At 30.5% G+C, this 18,767-nt stretch carries 17 protein-coding genes; 5 read left to right on the forward strand and 12 right to left on the reverse strand.

Going from position 1 to position 18,767, the window contains the following annotated elements; translation table 11 throughout:
• Positions 1-39 precede the first annotated feature (39 nt).
• The 4 genes from F3K33_RS15355 to F3K33_RS15370 form a co-directional block, all read right to left on the reverse strand.
• Positions 40-300, reverse strand: coding sequence for a hypothetical protein (locus F3K33_RS15355; protein ID WP_039771525.1), 261 nt, complete (start codon positions 298-300; stop codon positions 40-42).
• A 31-nt stretch (positions 301-331) separates the two neighbouring features.
• Positions 332-790: a hydrogenase maturation protease gene (locus F3K33_RS15360; RefSeq protein WP_051144828.1), complete on the reverse strand. Its 459-nt coding sequence runs from the start codon at positions 788-790 to the stop codon at positions 332-334.
• 319 nt (positions 791-1,109) lie between these two features.
• On the reverse strand, positions 1,110-2,501 hold the full coding sequence (locus tag F3K33_RS15365; protein WP_039771527.1) for a nickel-dependent hydrogenase large subunit: 1,392 nt from the start codon (positions 2,499-2,501) through the stop codon (positions 1,110-1,112).
• 70 nt (positions 2,502-2,571) lie between these two features.
• The gene (locus tag F3K33_RS15370; RefSeq protein WP_039771529.1) at positions 2,572-3,447 is read right to left on the reverse strand and encodes a hydrogenase small subunit; all 876 of its coding nucleotides are present in this window, start codon (positions 3,445-3,447) and stop codon (positions 2,572-2,574) included.
• 443 nt (positions 3,448-3,890) lie between these two features.
• Between F3K33_RS15370 and hcp the strand changes: the two genes are divergently transcribed.
• Positions 3,891-5,537, forward strand: a complete 1,647-nt coding sequence (hcp, locus tag F3K33_RS15375) for a hydroxylamine reductase (protein WP_039771530.1) — start codon at positions 3,891-3,893, stop codon at positions 5,535-5,537.
• Positions 5,538-5,652: 115 nt separating this feature from the next.
• Here the strand turns inward: hcp and F3K33_RS15380 are convergent, their stop codons facing one another.
• Both F3K33_RS15380 and F3K33_RS15385 read right to left on the reverse strand, forming a co-directional pair.
• Positions 5,653-6,069, reverse strand: coding sequence for a flavodoxin (locus F3K33_RS15380; protein ID WP_012059207.1), 417 nt, complete (start codon positions 6,067-6,069; stop codon positions 5,653-5,655).
• 191 nt (positions 6,070-6,260) lie between these two features.
• Positions 6,261-6,974, reverse strand: coding sequence for a Crp/Fnr family transcriptional regulator (locus tag F3K33_RS15385; RefSeq protein WP_039771532.1), 714 nt, complete (start codon positions 6,972-6,974; stop codon positions 6,261-6,263).
• A 270-nt stretch (positions 6,975-7,244) separates the two neighbouring features.
• Here F3K33_RS15385 and F3K33_RS15390 point away from each other — a divergent pair, with 270 nt between their 5' ends.
• Positions 7,245-8,477: an FprA family A-type flavoprotein gene (locus F3K33_RS15390; protein ID WP_039771534.1), complete on the forward strand. Its 1,233-nt coding sequence runs from the start codon at positions 7,245-7,247 to the stop codon at positions 8,475-8,477.
• A 189-nt stretch (positions 8,478-8,666) separates the two neighbouring features.
• Here the strand turns inward: F3K33_RS15390 and F3K33_RS26805 are convergent, their stop codons facing one another.
• The 3 genes from F3K33_RS26805 to F3K33_RS15400 all read right to left on the reverse strand — a co-directional run bounded on the left by F3K33_RS26805 (position 8,667) and on the right by F3K33_RS15400 (position 10,973).
• Entirely contained in the window at positions 8,667-9,254 is a 588-nt protein-coding gene (locus tag F3K33_RS26805) for a transposase (protein ID WP_243141291.1), read from the reverse strand.
• Positions 9,227-9,607, reverse strand: a complete 381-nt coding sequence (locus tag F3K33_RS26810) for a transposase (protein WP_243141292.1) — start codon at positions 9,605-9,607, stop codon at positions 9,227-9,229. Before F3K33_RS26810 ends, F3K33_RS26805 begins: the two co-directional genes overlap by 28 nt.
• 175 nt (positions 9,608-9,782) lie before the next feature.
• Positions 9,783-10,973 (reverse strand): oxygen-binding di-iron domain-containing protein, encoded by a 1,191-nt coding sequence (locus tag F3K33_RS15400; RefSeq protein ID WP_023975465.1) that lies wholly within the window; start codon positions 10,971-10,973, stop codon positions 9,783-9,785.
• Between the two features lie 428 nt (positions 10,974-11,401).
• On the opposite strand from F3K33_RS15400, the gene cooS reads away from it, so the two are divergent.
• Complete coding sequence (gene cooS / locus F3K33_RS15405) at positions 11,402-13,330, forward strand: anaerobic carbon-monoxide dehydrogenase catalytic subunit (protein ID WP_039773342.1); 1,929 nt, start codon at positions 11,402-11,404, stop codon at positions 13,328-13,330.
• Between the two features lie 200 nt (positions 13,331-13,530).
• Here the strand turns inward: cooS and F3K33_RS15410 are convergent, their stop codons facing one another.
• Together F3K33_RS15410 and F3K33_RS15415 are read right to left on the reverse strand one after the other, a co-directional pair.
• Positions 13,531-13,860, reverse strand: a complete 330-nt coding sequence (locus F3K33_RS15410) for a protease inhibitor I42 family protein (RefSeq protein WP_017209212.1) — start codon at positions 13,858-13,860, stop codon at positions 13,531-13,533.
• 238 nt (positions 13,861-14,098) lie between these two features.
• On the reverse strand, positions 14,099-15,046 hold the full coding sequence (locus F3K33_RS15415; protein ID WP_039773343.1) for a methyl-accepting chemotaxis protein: 948 nt from the start codon (positions 15,044-15,046) through the stop codon (positions 14,099-14,101).
• A gap of 466 nt (positions 15,047-15,512) precedes the next feature.
• Here F3K33_RS15415 and F3K33_RS15420 point away from each other — a divergent pair, with 466 nt between their 5' ends.
• Together F3K33_RS15420 and F3K33_RS15425 are read left to right on the forward strand one after the other, a co-directional pair.
• Positions 15,513-16,058, forward strand: coding sequence for a flavin reductase family protein (locus tag F3K33_RS15420; protein ID WP_023975469.1), 546 nt, complete (start codon positions 15,513-15,515; stop codon positions 16,056-16,058).
• A 17-nt stretch (positions 16,059-16,075) separates the two neighbouring features.
• Positions 16,076-17,665 (forward strand): nitrite/sulfite reductase, encoded by a 1,590-nt coding sequence (locus tag F3K33_RS15425; RefSeq protein WP_039773344.1) that lies wholly within the window; start codon positions 16,076-16,078, stop codon positions 17,663-17,665.
• A 59-nt stretch (positions 17,666-17,724) separates the two neighbouring features.
• Here F3K33_RS15425 and F3K33_RS15430 read toward each other — a convergent pair whose 3' ends face one another.
• On the reverse strand, positions 17,725-18,486 hold the full coding sequence (locus tag F3K33_RS15430; RefSeq protein ID WP_023975471.1) for a SagB/ThcOx family dehydrogenase: 762 nt from the start codon (positions 18,484-18,486) through the stop codon (positions 17,725-17,727).
• Positions 18,487-18,767 lie beyond the last annotated feature (281 nt).

Raw genomic sequence — 18,767 nt, forward strand, 5'->3', positions numbered from 1 at the left:
CGATATATTGGGATAATATCGAGTTTCCAATATAGACTTCTAATTTTCATTTTGTTCGCCTTGAATGCTTTTAAGAATTGCTGTTTGATCCTGTATATCTTCCCTCTGTACATTAACTTTTGTCCATTTTCCAACTAACTTTGAATTAAAATTCTGAAGATGTTCATAAAGATTCTCCTCATTAACATGACTTCTGTGATTTACAATAACAGTGAATGTTTTAACTTTATTAATATTATTAGTTTCACATATATTCTTTAATTCTTCTGAAATCTTACTTAATAAAATAGTATCATGCATATTTTTCACTATCCCTTCATTTATTTTTTGACTATAAATTAAGTATATTTATTTCTATTTCATCCAAAATTTTTTTAGAAATTCCTTCCAATTTATCTTGTAATTCTTCGCTCAATCCCAAGCCAATTCCAACATCATTAACTTCAATTCCATAAATTTGCCCTTTAGCACCAGGATAAAAAAGTTTTAATAAATCCAAGAAATTATAACTATGCTGGGAATATCCCTTTTTCTTAGAAACAAAATCATCTAACTGAAAACAAGTGATTTCACCTGGACTCTTTCCATAATATGCAGCATCTAAAATAAATATATAGTCATCTTCTTTTACACTGGCAATACTGTATTGAACATCGGTTTCTCCATAAATAACTTTAATATTCTTTTCTAAAAGCTTCTTTTCTATCTTTTTTGCTACTTCAATTCCTATACCATCATCCCTCATTAAAACATTTCCAATCGCAATCACTTTAATATTAGAGTTTACCATAATATATATTTCTCCACTTTCTATAGATAAACGAATTTCGATCTAAATTTGTACTTTAAAATGTATTCCACACTAGAAAGAATGAATACTCTTTTGTGTAGTGTTTCATCTGAGAATATCGCTGTAGGTATTTCTTTAGCAGAAGTTGTTCCTGTTGCTTGTCATGAGCTTCCCTCAGGAGCATGCAACAGTGGGTGCAACTTCTGCTATTAGAAATCCACAGCTGTATTCTCCAGTAACCGAAACAACAGAGTATTCATTCTTCCGGCGAGTTATCACATAAGTATGATTTTTAACTTGTTTATCTATGCATATATTTTTACACCAAAACCTCTACTATTTCTGTATCACCTGCTGATCCAATCAAATGAGTTGCACAAGATACACATGGATCAAATGATCTTACAATACGACCGATTTCTATAGGCTCTCTAATATTGTTTAACTTAGTTCCAATCAAGGCTCCTTCTATAGTTCCAGGAAGATTTGATTCATCCTTAGGTGATAAATTCCATACGGTTGGTGTTATGATATTATAATGATTAATAACATTTTTATCTATTTCAATCCAATGACCGAGAGCACCTCTAGTAGTATCAGTTAAGCCTGCACCATAAGCTTTTTCTGGAATATTATAAGTTTTTTGATTATTAGGTCTTAGTTCTACTCTTTCAATAAGCTTATTCATTATTCCTATAATCTTTTCTGTTTCCAATACCCTTGCTATATTTCTATCCATACATGAATGTCCATTTGTGTATTGTCCACTCACTATTAACCTTGCTAAAGGACCAACTTCCATAGGAAGTCCTAAATAACGGGGAGCTTTTATAAAAGTGTACGCATCTAATTTAGATAAATCTACTTCTTCCAGCCCTTCGTCCTTTTTATACCACGAATAATGGATTTGCTCTGTGATTTTATCTGTTTCCAAAGGATATTTTACATTATCCTTCATTACTCCTGACTTAACATAAGTAATCTCAGGATCTTCATATTTATCAAATACTCCATAAGTCATAAAATATGGATAAGATTGTCCTTTTTTAAAATAGTCAGAGTAATATTTAGAAATTATCTCTACATCTTCTTTCATTATATTTTTTACAAAAGATTCTATTTTTCTAATAATACTTTTTACTTTTTCTAGTTTATACGCATCTATATTCACCGTAACTCCACCTACAAAAATACCATGGTTATGAGGAGCTTTTCCTCCTAGAAGTGCTAATCCTTCATGAGCTAATCTACTGAGTTCAATACTTTTTACATAATCCTCTTCTATTTTTTTGTTTATTTTATCTGGTAGTCTATAATCAGTATATTGTTGTTCTTCTATTAATTTTATGTTTGATATTTTTACATAACTTGGCATAGACAGAAGATAAAAATGTCTTAAATGGTTTTGTATAAATTCAAAGCCATGTAAAATATCTCGAATATAATTATCATTTAAACTAACTGTTACTTTTAATGCATCTTCTAACGCTAAAGTAGAAGCCATTGAATGAGCAGTAGAGCATATTCCACAAATTCTCTCTGTAAAATATACAGCATCTAAAGGTGATCTTCCTATTAACATTTTTTCGAATCCCCTAAAGAGTAGTCCACTTGCATTTGCTTTAGCAATTGTATTCCCTTCTACTTCTGCTTTTATTTCCAAAAAACCACTGATTCTTGTTACCGGATCTATAGTTATTGTTTTGCCCATAACTCCTCCTTGTGGTACATGAAATAAAACAATTGATCAGTATACTTGTCCACTATTTTATTTCATGTGCCTAATACTTTACAAAAGGTTCCATTCCATCTGGGAATTGCGCATTTGCACACCCAATACAATTTGTATTATCTCCAATAGGCCAGTTAACGTATCCATTCCATTTTCTCCTTGGGCAATCAGTTTTTGTGACAGGCCCTCTACATCCTAGTTTGATCATGCAGCCTTCATCTCCAAACTTTTGTGCAAATATACCTTGATCAAAAAATCCTCGCCTCGTACAATTATCATGAATTGTAACTCCATAGAAAAGTAATGGTCTTCCCTCACTATCTAATGCAGGTACACCATAACCAATCAAATGTGCTAAAGTTCCTACTACCCAATCTGGATGGCAAGGACAACCTGGTAGTTTAATAACTTGACGATTTAAAACTTCCTGTACACTTTTACTTTCTGAAGGGTTTGGTTTTGCGGCCGATATGCCCCCATGAGAGGCGCAAGTTCCTACTGCTACAACATATTTCGCTTTTCCGCCAGCTAATTGTATTGCATCTAATGCTGTGATATTTGTCCCATTATAATTTGCTACAATGTTATAACGCCCATTTTCTTTTGTTGAAACTGCCCCATCCACTAATAATATAAACTCTGTATCTAGTGTTTCTAAAAACTTTTCAAAAGCAAGCTGCCCTTCTAATCCCATAAGTGTGTTGTTATAAGTAAAATTCAACATGTCAGTTAAAATATCATAAAGCCCAGGATTTTCACTATTAAGTAAGGAAATTATATTTCCTGAACATCCTGTCACTTCAAGCCATATAGCATTCATCTTTTTAGACTTTTTATCTTTTAGCATTCCTACAACATCGTTTGCAAGTCTCTTTGACGTATGAATCTTAGCTTTTGTAAGTGGACATACTTTTCCACTAGTCAATTTAATTCCTCCATAATTTATTACTTCTTTCAACTTATTAAAAAATTAGAACTTTTCATTTTCTATAATAATTATCATTAATATAAGCTAAATTATGTACTGGTTTTAGATTGCAAATGCGTTCAATCATTTCTACAGCTAAAGTATATGATTATAATAATTTAAAAATGCTATACTCTATTTCCAATCCTTAACTTTATAAGATTTAATTCCTTTCGATAGTATTATTATTTAAATAAATAACTTCGGAATTTCTCATAGAAGAATCAGCAAAACATCACAAATTTTTAAATTATAATCAAAGTTTTGACAAAAATTCGTTATTTATTGTGGTTATTTTTACATTTTTATGAAAATTATATTATTATATTTTATTTTTATCCAATTTATTGTATAATATATCCGTAGCATTATATTATGTAAATATGAGAGGAGTTTTTATTATGGTAGAAAAAATGTTTTGTTATCAATGTGAACAAACTGCTGGGGGTAAGGGATGTACTAAAATAGGTGTGTGTGGTAAAACACCTGAAATTGCAGCAATGCAAGATTTATTGATTTATCAATTAAAAGGAATCAGTGTTTACGCAAAAGAACTTTTAAACAAAAATGAAAAGGTTGACACATCAGTAGCCTCTTTTGTTGAAGATTCTTTATTTATGACATTAACTAATGTTAATTTTGACCCTAAGGCTCACCTTATTCAACTTAAAAAGTCTCAAGAAATTAAAGAGTCTTTAAGAGCAAAGGTTAAATCTGAAAATATCACCTCTCCTGAAGCGTTGTACAACCTAAGTGATTCTAAAGAATCTATACTTGAAGATGCTGAAAAAGCTGGAATAATGTACGATGAGAACTTAGATCCAGATATTCGTTCTCTTAGAGAAACTATAAAATATGGTTTAAAAGGAATCGCTGCTTATTCTCATCAAGCTAGATTTATAAAATATACTAGCGATGAAGTAAATGACTTCTATTTTAAAGCTTTAGCAGCTTTAGCTGATGATAGTTTAAATCTTGAAGATTTGATTAAACTTGCAATGGAAACAGGTACTATGAGTGTTAAGATTATGGAAGTTTTAGATACTGCTAATAATACTACTTATAGTTCTCCATCACCTACAAAAGTTAATGTAAATATTAAAAAAGGTCCATTCATAGTAGTTTCTGGACATGATTTAAGAGATCTAGAAATGTTACTTGAGCAAACTGAGGGTAAAGGAATAAATATTTATACTCATGGCGAAATGTTACCTTCACATGGATATCCTGAATTAAACAAATTTCCTCATTTAGTGGGTAATTTCGGAAGTGCATGGCAAAATCAACAAAAAGAATTTGATAATATACCTGGTTGTATTTTAATGACAACAAACTGCTTAATGAGACCAAAAGATTCTTATATAGATAGAATATTCTCAACAAGTGTTGTTGGATTTGATGGTATTAAACATATTGAAAAAGATGAAAATGGATATAAGGATTTCTCTGAAATAATAAATAAAGCACTTGAACTTGGTGGTTTCACAGAAGACGAAGAAGTTAAAGAAATTTTAGTAGGCTTTGGGCATAAGGCAACCTTAAGTCATGCTGAAACAATTATTAATGCAGTTAAAGACGGAAAAGTTAAACACTTCTTCTTAATAGGCGGATGTGATGGTGCAAAGCCTGGAAGAAATTATTATACAGAGTTTGCTGAAAAAATTCCAAGTGACTGTATTATTCTTACTTTAGCATGCGGAAAGTATCGTTTCAACAAATTACAATTTGGTGAAGTTGCAGGACTTCCAAGATTGCTTGATGTTGGACAATGTAATGATGCATACTCAGCAGTTAGAATAGCTTTAGCTTTAGCTGATGCATTTAACTGTACAGTTAATGATTTACCTTTATCAATAGTGTTGTCTTGGTATGAACAAAAAGCTGTATGTGATTTACTAGCATTACTTTCATTAGGCGTAAAAGGAATGTATATTGGGCCAAGCTTACCTGCTTTCTTAACTCCTAATGTATTAAATTTCTTAGTTGATAATTTCGATCTTAAACCAATCAGTACTCCTGATGAGGATTTAAAACAAATATTAGGCTAAACTTTGAAGTTGGACAATAAATTGTTCTATTGTAAAATGCATAAAACCACTGTATAAAATTAAAAGCCATGCAATAAGTGAGATAAATCTCCTTATTGCATGGTTTTTGTTATTCCTATTTTGCTATTAATTTTCCAAAATCTCTGCATTTGTCTTCATCTTCACCTTCAGGAGATTCCTGCACGGTTAAACCTTCGCTTATTAATATAGCACCATATGACTCCATTCTCTTTTCCCATTCTGTCATCCATTCACCATTGCCCCATCCCCATGAACCAAAAAGAGCAACTTTCTTTCCTTGCAAACTTCCTTCTAATGATTTAACAAAAGGTTCCATTTCACTTTCATCTAATTCTTCTGATCCATAAGCTGAGCATCCTAAAATAAGTATTTCTTCATTATTAACATCATCAAGTGTTGCATTTGATACTTCAACTAATTCGGCTTTCTTCCCCTCTGATTCTATTCCTTCTAGAATTAAGTTTGCCATTTTTTCTGTATTTCCTGTTTGACTAAAATATACAATTTTCATATAACTTCCTCCAATCACTTTTCTCCTAAAAATTTATTTTTTATCTATTTCTTGATATAAGTATAACTTTATTAATTTAAATAAAATGTGATTGAAATCAAATCAAGAAAAAATCTGATATACGCAAGTTTGATATCTATATAAAAATAAATATTCATTATTACATTAATAAGCAATAATGAATATTTATTTTATATATAGTTCTTCAAGCCTTCTTCATCTATAATGATTATTGTTTTTGTTCCTATTATTTTTATTAGATTTTCATCTTCTAATTTCTTTAATTTCCTGCTTATGGTCTCCCTCGTCACCCCAATATAACTCGCCATATCTTCCCTTGATATGGGTAGTTTTACAGAAATATTACCTTCAACATTTTCTCCATACTTCTCCATAAGCTCTATAATTAAATAAGCCATTCTTGAGTCAACATCGTTAGTTGCTAAATTCTGAACAAGATTTTCAACTTTTGATAATCTCTCTCCTACTGTTTCTAATACCTTTATTCCAATCTCAGGATTCTTCATCATTATATCTTTCATTTCCTCCTTAGTAAGAGTACATATTTTAGCATCCTCTATAGCTTTAGAATTAAATCCATATTTAGATGGTTTTATAAGTTCTAATTCCCCAAAGAAATCTCCTTCTGAAAGTATATGTAGTATCTGTTCCTTACCATCCTTAGTATATTTATATAATTTTATTTTTCCTTCATTTATAAAATAAAGTGTATTAGCTATATTACCTTCAGTAAAAATAACATCGCCTTTACTGAATTCTTTATGATTAATTTTATTTACAATCTCCACTAATTCGTCTCTATTTAAATTTTCAAATATTGGAACCTTACTAGCACAAAGTCCTCCCCTACAATTATTGCAGCAATTACCACAGTGAATATTCATAACAAATCCTCCTATCTATAAGATATATCTACAAATACTATCTTACTTTAAGTTGTGTCCCGTGTATATTTAATTCTAACTAAAACCACTCAAGTAATATTCTCCTTAGTATCATTATAATAAAAAACTCATGAAAACTTAATCTTAATATTTTGATTTGAATCATATTTTTATAATTGATATGGATATAAAATAAAATCATCGAAAGACAACAACTTAGAAAACTAATTGAAATATAAAAATAAACACAAATTATGGAGGTTTTATATTATGGAACAAAACATTATGCTAGGTAAAAATATATTTTGGGTTGGTAAAGTAGATGATAGAGATGTGCCTTTTCATAGGTTAACTTTAACTAAAGGAACTACTTATAACAGTTATTTATTAATGACAGAAAAGCCTACAGTAATTGATACTGTTGATATGAGTTTTGGAAGAGAATTTGTACAAAACTTAAATAATAAGATTGAACTTAATAGAATTAAATATATTGTAATTAATCATACAGAACCTGATCATTCTGGTGCCCTTGGAAGCTTAGCAGCCAAAGCAAAAAATGCTGTAATTGTATGCACAGAGCCGGCTGTAAATGAACTTAAAGAGATGTACAGGCTTCATAATAGAGAATTTTTGGTTGTAAGTGATGGTGATACTTTAGATATAGGAGGCAAAATTCTTAAATTTATACAAACACCATATCTTCATACTGAAGAAACTATGATAACTTATTGCGAAGATAATAAAATTTTATTTCCTTGTGATATTTTCAGTACTCATGTAGCCAATTATGAATACTTCAATGACTTAGCTCAAGTAGACATAAAGGAAGACTTTATTACTTATTATAAATTGATAATGCATCCTCACAGAAGATATGTTCAAGAAATGATTGAAAAAATCAAAGATTTAGATATAAAGATGATAGCTCCTTCTCATGGATTTATTATTAGAGATGAAGTCCAAAGCTTTATAGATATTTATGATAATATGAGCAAAAATACAGAGCTAGATAAAAAAGCACTTATTCTATACTCTACTATGACAGGTAATACAAAAAAGATTGCAGGCATTTTTAAAGAAAAGTTTGAAGAGCAAAATATAACTTCAAATATTATTGATGTAAATAAAGATGCAATGGATAATATAATGAATGCTATTAATGAAGCTGACGCAATCTTCTTTGGCAGCTCAACTAAATATGGTGACATGATTGGAAATATGGAAGAGGTACTAAAGAATCTTAAAACTCTAAATTTAGAAAACAAGCTAGGCGCAGCATTTGGTTCTTATGGCTGGAGTGGAGAGGCTATAGAGGTTATACAAGACTATTTAAATAAAACTAATTTAAGATCATTAAATACTTCTGATATAATTAAATCTACTGGTATGACTGATATAGAATTACCTCTAAGAATTAGATTTTCATCAAAAGAAGACAACCTAAAGAGCATTGATAGAATAGTTACCTATACTAGTGATTTATTGTTTAGTGCAATTTAAAATAAGGCGCATGAAAAGAAATAAAGTGCCCAAAGTTGCCGTAGATATTTTTCATCTATAATCTACATCAAAAGGATCTTGTGAGATTAGGCACAAAACAGCCTTTCTTTCCTAAGATCCTTTTGATATTAATAGGTTGTTGAATAACTAATTTTTACAAATGGTTATTTAAGAAAATATTCTTAGAAATTATATATTCCAAGGATATTTTCTAGTTTTTATTCCTTGCTGCTTTTTGTTAAATTCATCTATTAAGTACGCTAATAAGACCCATTTTATATGACGTTCGTATCGGGCTTGCCCATAAAGCCTTGGGTTTTCTAAGTTATATAATCCCTTTAATACAGAGAATAACTGCTCTATTTTCAATCTGTTTTTATATAATTTTGATCCAATAGAAGATTGAATAAACAAAGCATTTTCATATCGTTTATCAGTAAATGACTCAATACTTTTAGCCTTACGCATATTTATATCAGTTAACAAATTAAATTCTAAACTAGAAGCAATTTCAAACCATTCTAATGAATCATATGCTGCATCTGCAAGTATTAAAAATGGATTATAAATTTTAGCTTCATATAGTAAATCTGAGACTTGATTATCATAAACATTAGCTGTTGTTAAATAAAAAACTAGAGGAATTATAATATCACTAACTGCTGCAATACAGTGTAATTTATAACCTTTATAATATCCAAGGCGGGTACCCTTACCGGATTTAGCTTCGCTATCGTATTTTGAACTTCTTAAAGCACAGTTCCATCTATTGCACACAGTCTAGTTTCAGGATTGATAAGTTCAACAAGCATAGCATAAATACCATAATATATATGTTTCTCTAAAATTTTAGTTCTTAATGAGAATGTAGAATAATCTGGTACTTGATTGAGTTGAATTATAGACTGAAACACATAGTCTTGCTTTATACGATATTCAAGCTCTCTTAAACTGAAAATACTACTTTTAACGCCATATAATATACATGCAACTATTTGTTCATCTGAATACTTACGTGGTCGCCCTTTAGTACTTTTAATATCCGAATTTAATTTAGCAAATGCAATTTTAACAGCTTCAAAAATTTTATAATGGTCATTTTCACTTTTAATATTTGATGATATAATCATATTTGAGTCATTCCTTATGTGATATATTTGGGTTTTTCGCGAAATTATTATATCACAAAGGGATGACTTATTTATTTTTTACAAATTCTGTTTATTCAACAACCTAATTAAATATAACATTTATTTGCTTAGTATATGTGTCTCACCCACTATTTAATCAAACTATTATTAATATTTAAAATTCTTCTAATACTTTCTGACCAAAATTCTTTCCAAAGGCTATGCACTCTTCAAGTTCGTCATCATTTGGCATATATTTAAACTTTAATCCATCTTCAACAACTTTAATTTTAGCCTTTGTTAAATAGTTTGTAAGAATATCTGTTGATTCTCCACCCCATCCATAGCTTCCAAAAGCTGCACCTACTTTCTCATTAAACTTCAATCCAATTAAGTCTTCAATAAGAGGTAATAAAGACGTTAAAATTCCACTATTAACTGTTGATGATCCTAGTATTATTCCCTTTGATTTAAAAACTTCGGCTAATATATCACTTTTATCTGAAGTTGCGACATTAAATATTTTATATTCTACCCCTGCTTCTCCTAGGCCTTTGCCTATAAATTCAGCCATTTTATGAGTAGCCCCCCACATTGAATTATATGCAACCACTACACTTTTATTTGATTTTCCAGCTGCCCACTCATAATATTTCTCCACTATCATCATTGGATCTTTTCTCCAAATGATGCCATGAGCTGGAGCTATCATATCTACAGGTACTCCAAGTTTTTTAAGTTCGTCTATTTTTTTTGTAACCAGTTTACTAAAAGGAGTAAGTATGTTTGCGTAATATTTAAGAGCTTCCTGATTAACTTCTGTTTCATCTACTTCATCATTAAAAATGCTCGAAGATGCATAATGCTGTCCAAATGCATCATTAGAAAACAATATATTTTCTCCAGTAAGATATGTAAACATGCTATCAGGCCAGTGAAGCATAGGAGCTTCTATAAATACAAGATTATTTTTACCTATATTTATCTTCTCCCCTGTGGAAACGACCTTAAAATTCCACTCCTTATGATAATGCTTCTGTATTGACTCTAAACCTTTTTTAGAAACAAAAACTGTTGCATTAGGAATATGCTCCATTAATGCAGGTAACGCTCCTGAATGATCAGGTTCCCCATGGTTCATAACAACATAATCAATCTTTGATATATCAGTTACCTCTCTCAAATTTTCAAGAAACATCTCAGTTAAAGGTTCCCATACAGTATCTATAATAACAGTTTTTTCATCTTTAATAAGATATGAATTATAAGTACTTCCTCTATGTGTAGATAATTCATTTCCATGAATATGTCTTACTTTCCAATCAGTTGCTCCAACCCAATATACTCCATCTCTAAGTTTCTTCATTCTAATTCCTCCCATTTGTTAAATTCCACTTCATGATTTCTATAAAATGTATAATTTAATCCTTAATATACGTAGTTTCCTAGTATATTATACTTAGGGCTTGTAGCACTTAGATTTTAAAATATATATTCCAATGCCAGAATTATAATTCAAATAGACTTAATTCCTAAATAATATTATGTTTTAAACAAAGCAAAATCAGCCAGATTTCTAGCTTCTTTTACTTTATCACAAATTCATCTGCTCCCTGTATCGCAACTATTAGTTCCACATGCCATATATCTCCTTAAACTTAAAAATTATATACATAATTAATTCCTAAATAGGAAAAGTTAATATCGATATTAATAGACGCATGAAAGAAAATAATATGCTTGTATTTCTATTAATTTTCTTTCATATAGGAAAGTTGAAGGAGTGAAATTTTAGTGAGTGAAAAAATGCTAGAAGAATTAGAAGGATTTAACGGAAGAGTAAGTTATCATGATTCTGTAGAGGAGATGGTAAAAAGAATAAGAGCTGATAAATTATCAAATGTATTTGATAGATATGCTTCTCAAGAAAAGATAAGATGTTCGTTTTGTCTTAAAGGGGTAAGCTGTCAACTCTGTTCAAATGGTCCTTGTAGAATTAACGAAAAAGGTGGCCAAGAAAAAGGTGTCTGCGGAATAGACCCTAATGCTATGGCTATGAGAAACTTTCTCCTAAAAAATATAATGGGGGCTGGTACATATAGTCATCATGCTTATGAAGCTTTTAGAACCTTAAAAGCTACTGGAGAAGGAAAAACTCCATTTAAAATTACTGATGTAGATAAATTAAAATGGATGTGTGAAAAAGTTGGAATCGATACAAATCAAGAAGTTAACAAAATGGCAATCGACTTAGCAGTATTGCTTGAAGATCAGCAAAAGATAGATTCAGAAGATAAAAATGTTATGGTAGAAGCTTTTGCCCCTAAGAAAAGAAAGGAAATATGGAGAAAATTAGCTATATACCCAGCAGGTACAGTACACGAAGAACAAAACTGTGTAGCCAGCTGTCTTACAAACGTAGATGGAAGTCATGTCTCACTTGCAATGAAAGCTCTTAGACTTGGAATCGCTACAATTTACAATACTCAAATAGGGCTTGAAATGGTTCAAGATATACTATTTGGAACTCCTACTCCACATGAAGTTAACATGGATTTAGGAATTATGGACCCAGATTATGTAAATGTTGTATTTAACGGTCACCAACCTTGGCCTGGAGTTGCAACAATATTAAAAGCAAGAACAAAAGAAGTTCAAGACATGGCAAAAGCTGCAGGTGCCAAAGGCCTTAGAATAGTTGGTTCCATAGAAACAGGTCAAGAATTACTTCAAAGATTTGAAATGGATGAAGTTTTTGTAGGTCACATGGGTAATTGGCTTACTATAGAGCCATTACTTGCTACTGGTACTGTTGACGTGTTTGCAATGGAAGAAAATTGTTCACCTCCAGCCATAGATATGTACGCTGAAAAATACCAAGTTACTTTAGTATCTGTAAGTACTATAATTGATTTACCTGGTATTGAACATAAGATTCCTTATGAACCTTCAGAAGTTGATAAAATGGCGGATAAATTAATTGAACTTGCTATTGAAAACTTTAAAAAGAGAAAAGAAAGAAAAATTGAACCATTAGTTCCAAAGAAAACTCAAAAAGCTATAGCTGGTTTTTCAACTGAAGCTGTTTTAGGTGCTCTTGGAAACAAACTTGACCCATTAGTAGATGTAATAGCTGCTGGAAAAATTAAAGGAGTTGTAGCTCTTGCAAATTGCTCAACTCTAAGAAACGGTCCTCAAGATTCTATGACTATAAACCTTACAAAAGAACTTATAAAACGCGATATATTAGTAGTTAGTGGCGGATGCGGAAACCATGCTCTTGAAGTAGCTGGACTATGTACTGTTGAAGCCGCAAATGAAATGGCTGGAGAAGGTTTAAAAGAAGTGTGTAACTTGCTAAAAATACCTCCAGTATTAAGCTTTGGTACTTGTACAGATACTGGAAGAATTTCAATGTTAGTTACTGCTCTTGCAGATCACTTAGATGTTGATGTAGCCGATCTTCCAATAGCTGTTACTGCTCCAGAATGGATGGAACAAAAAGCAACTATAGATGGAATTTTTGCACTAGCTTATGGTACTTATACTCATTTATCTCCTACTCCTTTTATGACCGGTGCTCCTCAATTAGTTGAACTTTTGACTGAAAAAGCAAAAGATGTAACTGGTGGTAAAATAGCTTTAGGTGATAATCCTATTGAAGTAGCTGAAAATATTGAAGCCCATATTATTGCAAAAAGAAAAGGTATGGGATTAAGCTAATATATTTTATAAACAAATTCCATTAATATTAAATTAACATGGGTGTCTCAAGATAATTTCTAATTGTTTTGAGGTACTCGTTTTTCTACGCACTATGAGTCAATTTTATTACGTAATATTCATTTTTTTAATTACACTAAACATAATACATAAAAAGAAGAGGCTATATCAAATTTATTATGATATAACCTCTAGTATTATTAACAATTAGCGTTTCTTGGAATAACACGTACACTTACTGATAGTGAATCGGCAATTGTACTATCAGGTGCTATCTGAACAAATACTAATTTTTGAGAAGCTTTCTCTGAATAAAGTGCTTTAAATTTAAATACAGCTGTTCCAGGACTACCAATTGCATTACTATCTGGTATCCATTCCTGACTTAAAAACTCTATATTATTAGGAATATCATAAACAAGTTCCCAATGATATCCTGTGGATCCTTCACTTACTGAACGGATTCTAACACAAAAAGTTTCGCCTGCCTCAACAGTTATTCTTCTTGGAGACACTAATGAATTTGCCATAATACATTCACACTCCTGATTAATATTAATTTTATTCTAATATTCTTTTAGCTTTAATATTTCATTACTAGAGAGCAAATCTTTATAATATAAAATATGTCTAGTAGTATAATAATGTTCATATATTTTTATTCTTTAGCTTATTATATTAAATTTACGTTTTTGTATAACTTATAAAGTAAGAACAAAATTCCAGAAGTTACTAAATGATATAAAAAAATACTATGAAATTCCTTTCTTAACTATAAGATTCTAATTGCATTTTCATTTCTTCTAATTGCCTATCTACAATACTTGCCTCTTCTATGTGATTTGTTATAGTTTTTGATGTTACTCTTAAAATTTCATCCACATTTATTATTTCTTTATTCATATTTTCGATATGTTGTTTTTGATTTGTTAAAATTTCTATTACTTTCCTTACTTCCTGCTCAACTTTTCCTATAGAAGATAAGCTTTCTTCTATCTTTTCTGCCGCATTCACTGATGCATTAACCCCTTTAGCAATAACTTCTTTAGATTTATCTGAATTATTTATAACAATATTTGTTTCATCTTCTATATTACCAATTAACGCTGAAATATCCTTAGTACTTTGCTTAGTCATTTCTGCTAGATTTCTTATTTCACCCGCAACTATTGCAAATCCTTTCCCTTGTTCTCCAGCCCTTGCTGCTTCTATTGCAGCATTTAAAGCCAGTAAATTAGTTTGATTGGCTATATTCGTTATTAACTTTACAACCTCATTGACTTTGCTAAACCGTCTTGCCAATTCATTTATATTTTCAGTATTATTCCTATTCTCATCTTCTAGAAATCTTACTACTTTGACAATTTCCTCAATAGCACTTTTACCTTCATATGATTTATTAACTGTATCTTTTGTAATTTCGATAAGATTATTCCCTTCAAAATATAATTTATCTGTCAAGTCATTAGTGTTTTCTGTCAAACTAGAAATCGCATTCATATGTACCTTTACTTTATCAGCAAGCTTTCCTAAAACGTCATGTTGATCATCTACTCTATGATGTTGTTTTACAATCCCCGCTAATAATCCACTCATTTTCTGAAGAAAATTACTAGTATCATCGTGCAACTTTTTTGCCTTTATTATAGTTTCTTCACCATAAATTGATTGCTTATTTTCTAAATCTTTAATTTTCTTATTTCTAAATAGGTTCATTCAGCTCACTCCTAAATTCTTTCAAATATATCGATTTTTCTTAAATTATATATTGTATTATTTTTATATCCTGCTTCTTCGTTCATGCCCTTAGATATATGGAAACTTCTAGTACCAATTGATCAACTCTGTTTCTTAATACAATTTTAATCTAAAATATTCAAAAAGAATGTGATTTAAATCATATTTCACTAAATTTTCAGTAATTGTAAATCCATGGGTTGTAAAATATTCTGATTTAGTTGTTGTAAGTTTTGTTACAACTGTTTCAGCTTATAATGCAGAAAAAGTCATCTCTTGAAGTTAGCCTGTTCTCGTTCTATTATCCGTTAGTCTTGATGTTGCTATAGATATTCAAAGTTATAAAACGGCCTCTTTAGTTAATAGTTAAGTGATTTATATCACGGCACCATTATCATTTATGTTATAAAGTTATATAAACAAAGTTTTTAGGAGGAATATAGAAATGGAAAAAATAAATGTTAACTATGAAAAAATGTATTACGGATTTCCTGTAATTCTTATAAGTTTTTTTGATAAAAATGGTCTTCCAAATGTAACTACTCTTTCATCTTCCTATAGCCTTAAGGATATGGTAGTTCTTGGCTTTAGTAGCAAAGGATATGCAATTAATCAAATTAAAGAAGTTCGTGATTTTGTAATTAATATCCCTGACAGTTCACTTAGGAAAGAAATTAGCTTTTGCGGAACTAAATCTGGTCATGAAGTTCAAAAGTTTGACGCTACCAAATTAACTTATTCTAAATCTAAAATTGTAAACGCGCCAATCATTGAAGAATGCCCAATTACTATAGAATGCACTTTAACTGATGTTATCGAGAAAGATGCCTATGCAGGTATTACTAATATTCTTGGAATTATAAAGGGCAGGCTTATTTCAAAGGAATATTTAGATGATGAAAACAGATTAAATATTTCAAAATTTGATAACCTTTTATATTTTGGGGATGGAATAAACAAAGGATACAGATATATTAAAAATGAGCAATAAGATAAGGAGGGAGCTATATGTCTTACCAAGCTATTTGGGCTAAAAATCAAAGACTAAATGACGTAGAAATTATAAAACTTGAAAAGGATGGCTTAGATGTAATTGAAACTATAATTGACAAATACTCGAAGGAAGGTTATGATTCAATAACGCCTAAAGATATGAATAGATTTAAATGGGCTGGCGTTTACGAACAAAAGCCAAGAGAGGGATACTTTATGATGAGAGTTCGTATTAATTCTGGAATAATGACTTCAGAGCAAGCAAAAGTTTTAGCAGGGATTGCTAAAGATTATGGACGTGGAATTTCAAACGTCTCTACAAGAGGAGCTATACAGTTTCACTGGGTTCAGGTAGAAGATTTACCTTCTATTTATGAACGATTAGAAGCTTGTGGCCTAAGTCCTTTTGAGGCTTGTGGCGATTGCCCTAGAACGATAGTTGGAAATCCTCTTGCTGGAATTGATAAAGATGAACTTATTGATACAACTGAACTTGTAGAACAAGTTAATAATTTCTTCTTATTAAACAAGGATTTTTCTAATCTACCAAGAAAATTTAAAATATCAATATCAGCTAGTATACATAATGCAGCTCATGCACAAATTAATGATCTTGCCTTTACTCCAGCAACAAAAAAAATTGATAATCAAGGCGTAATTGGTTTCCACGTATGGGTTGGAGGAGGACTTTCAGCAAGCCCTCATTTAGCACAAAAACTAGATATATTTGTTAAACCAGAAGATGTACTAAAAGTTGCTGAAGGTGTATGTACTATTTTTAGAGATTATGGATATAGGGAAAAACGTACTCGTGCCCGCTTAAAATTTTTAGTAGCTGACTGGGGAGCAGAAAAATTCAAGAATAAATTATTAGAATTCACTGGGGATATGCCAAGCTCAGGTGATGATAAATTAGCTTCATGGAATGCATCTTATTATTTTGGAGTACATTCCCAAAATGAAGATGGCAAAAGCTATATTGGTGTTAGTTTACCACTTGGAGAAATCACTTGTGATCAACTTTTAGAACTTGCCGATATTTCAGAAAAATACGGAGATAGAAAAATTAGAACTACACTATCACAAAATTTAATTATTACAGGTATAAGTGATGAAGAGATACCTTCTCTATTAAAAAAAGATGTATTTAAACAACTTTCTCCAAATCCAAGTATTTTTACAGGATACACAGTTTCTTGTACGGGTAAAGAATTCTGCAATTTAGCTATTGTTGAAACAAAAAAACGTGCTAAAGAAGTGATCGAATATCTTGATTCTAAAATTAAACTAGATACACCGTTGCGTATCCATTTTACAGGTTGTCCTAATTCTTGTGGACAAAAACATATAGCTGATATCAGCCTCCAAGGTGCATTAATAAAAACTGAAGATAGCTGTGAGGAAGCCTTTACCATATGGCTTGGTGGTACATTAAACAATGGCGGGCAGTTTGCAGAAAATCTAAACTACCGTGTAAAATCTACTGAGGTTCATATAGTTCTTGAGAAAATAGTAACTTTCTTTGAAAAAAACAAGTTGGAGAATGAGACTTTTAATGAATTTATCGCAAGAGTAGGAATTAGTAAAATCACAGAAAACATATAAAAACCTAATTAAAACAAAACCAGTGAGATATATCATTTATGTCTCACTGGTTTAACTTTTTATTCTTTCTTTTTTCCAACAGCTGCAAGATATATAATAAATTCTTCATCTCCATCTAGCCCCAAAAGTGTATCTATCATCTTTTGATCATAAATACCTATAGCACATGCTCCCGCTTTAATTGATTCACTTGCTAAATAAAGATTTTGGCATACATGGCCAACATCTATTAAAATCTTTTTATGTGCCGTAATATCAAACTTCCATTCTGAACGATATGGAGTCGTGCTCCAAGCAAATAATACAGCCGCTTTCTTTGCAAAGTTAGGTACAAAAGGCTGGTCTAAAGTAATTTCATCTATTTTATTGTCAATTTCATCTAATTCAAACATGAATAAAAGTTTATGCTCTACTGGTAGATATCTATAAATACCTTTTTGTATCCCATCAACATTCATAATAAATAAATATGTTTCAAAAGAATGCGTTGCCCCACTACAAGGAACTGTTCTTAAAGTTAAACCGGCTTTATTAGTTTCTGTAATTCCTTGAGTAGCCCATAATAGATACGACAATTCATCAAGATTCATAGACTTTTCAGCATAAAGCCTTGTACTTCTTCTATTACCTATGCACTTATAAATATTAGAATTCGTTACAGTTTCTTCACTTACCCTTGGTAAGACAACAATTTTAGATTGCGAATCATAAGATTTTATACTATCTGGCTGAGGTATACCTTTCATTTTATCAGTTTTTATATTTTTGAATTCGTTAAAATTAGATTTCAAAAAATTTCTCTGCTTTTCATATCTTGTCATAAAAATTCTCCTATCCTATCTTTTGGAAAATATAATATCATAATACTGAAAAATAGTATGTATCATCAGTTACGTTTATTGTTCTATAAGACGCAATTATTTCTATATTGTAATTTTATTTATCAATCATTTTACGAGAACTAGTGCTTCAAATAAATTCATCTACCATATTGTACCTATCTTATTTCAAGTTTTTATATCAAAAAAGCACCTACATTTCTGTAAGTGTTCTATATTAAATATTAACTTGTCCCCTTATCTTGTTGCAAACTTCATATTAA

The organism is Clostridium beijerinckii (genome assembly GCF_008705175.1).
In the GTDB taxonomy this organism is placed as follows: Bacteria; Bacillota; Clostridia; order Clostridiales; family Clostridiaceae; genus Clostridium; species Clostridium beijerinckii.

Bases quoted from the DNA above. Each gene is read 5' to 3' on its own strand.
- F3K33_RS15355 (WP_039771525.1), bottom strand. From the start codon at position 300: ATGCATGATACTATTTTATTAAGTAAGATTTCAGAAGAATTAAAGAAT.
- F3K33_RS15360 (WP_051144828.1), bottom strand. From the start codon at position 790: ATGGTAAACTCTAATATTAAAGTGATTGCGATTGGAAATGTTTTAATG.
- F3K33_RS15365 (WP_039771527.1), bottom strand. From the start codon at position 2,501: ATGGGCAAAACAATAACTATAGATCCGGTAACAAGAATCAGTGGTTTT.
- hcp (WP_039771530.1), top strand. From the start codon at position 3,891: ATGGTAGAAAAAATGTTTTGTTATCAATGTGAACAAACTGCTGGGGGT.
- F3K33_RS15380 (WP_012059207.1), bottom strand. From the start codon at position 6,069: ATGAAAATTGTATATTTTAGTCAAACAGGAAATACAGAAAAAATGGCA.
- F3K33_RS15385 (WP_039771532.1), bottom strand. From the start codon at position 6,974: ATGAATATTCACTGTGGTAATTGCTGCAATAATTGTAGGGGAGGACTT.
- F3K33_RS15390 (WP_039771534.1), top strand. From the start codon at position 7,245: ATGGAACAAAACATTATGCTAGGTAAAAATATATTTTGGGTTGGTAAA.
- F3K33_RS26810 (WP_243141292.1), bottom strand. From the start codon at position 9,607: ATGATTATATCATCAAATATTAAAAGTGAAAATGACCATTATAAAATT.
- F3K33_RS15400 (WP_023975465.1), bottom strand. From the start codon at position 10,973: ATGAAGAAACTTAGAGATGGAGTATATTGGGTTGGAGCAACTGATTGG.
- F3K33_RS15410 (WP_017209212.1), bottom strand. From the start codon at position 13,860: ATGGCAAATTCATTAGTGTCTCCAAGAAGAATAACTGTTGAGGCAGGC.
- F3K33_RS15415 (WP_039773343.1), bottom strand. From the start codon at position 15,046: ATGAACCTATTTAGAAATAAGAAAATTAAAGATTTAGAAAATAAGCAA.
- F3K33_RS15420 (WP_023975469.1), top strand. From the start codon at position 15,513: ATGGAAAAAATAAATGTTAACTATGAAAAAATGTATTACGGATTTCCT.
- F3K33_RS15425 (WP_039773344.1), top strand. From the start codon at position 16,076: ATGTCTTACCAAGCTATTTGGGCTAAAAATCAAAGACTAAATGACGTA.
- F3K33_RS15430 (WP_023975471.1), bottom strand. From the start codon at position 18,486: ATGACAAGATATGAAAAGCAGAGAAATTTTTTGAAATCTAATTTTAAC.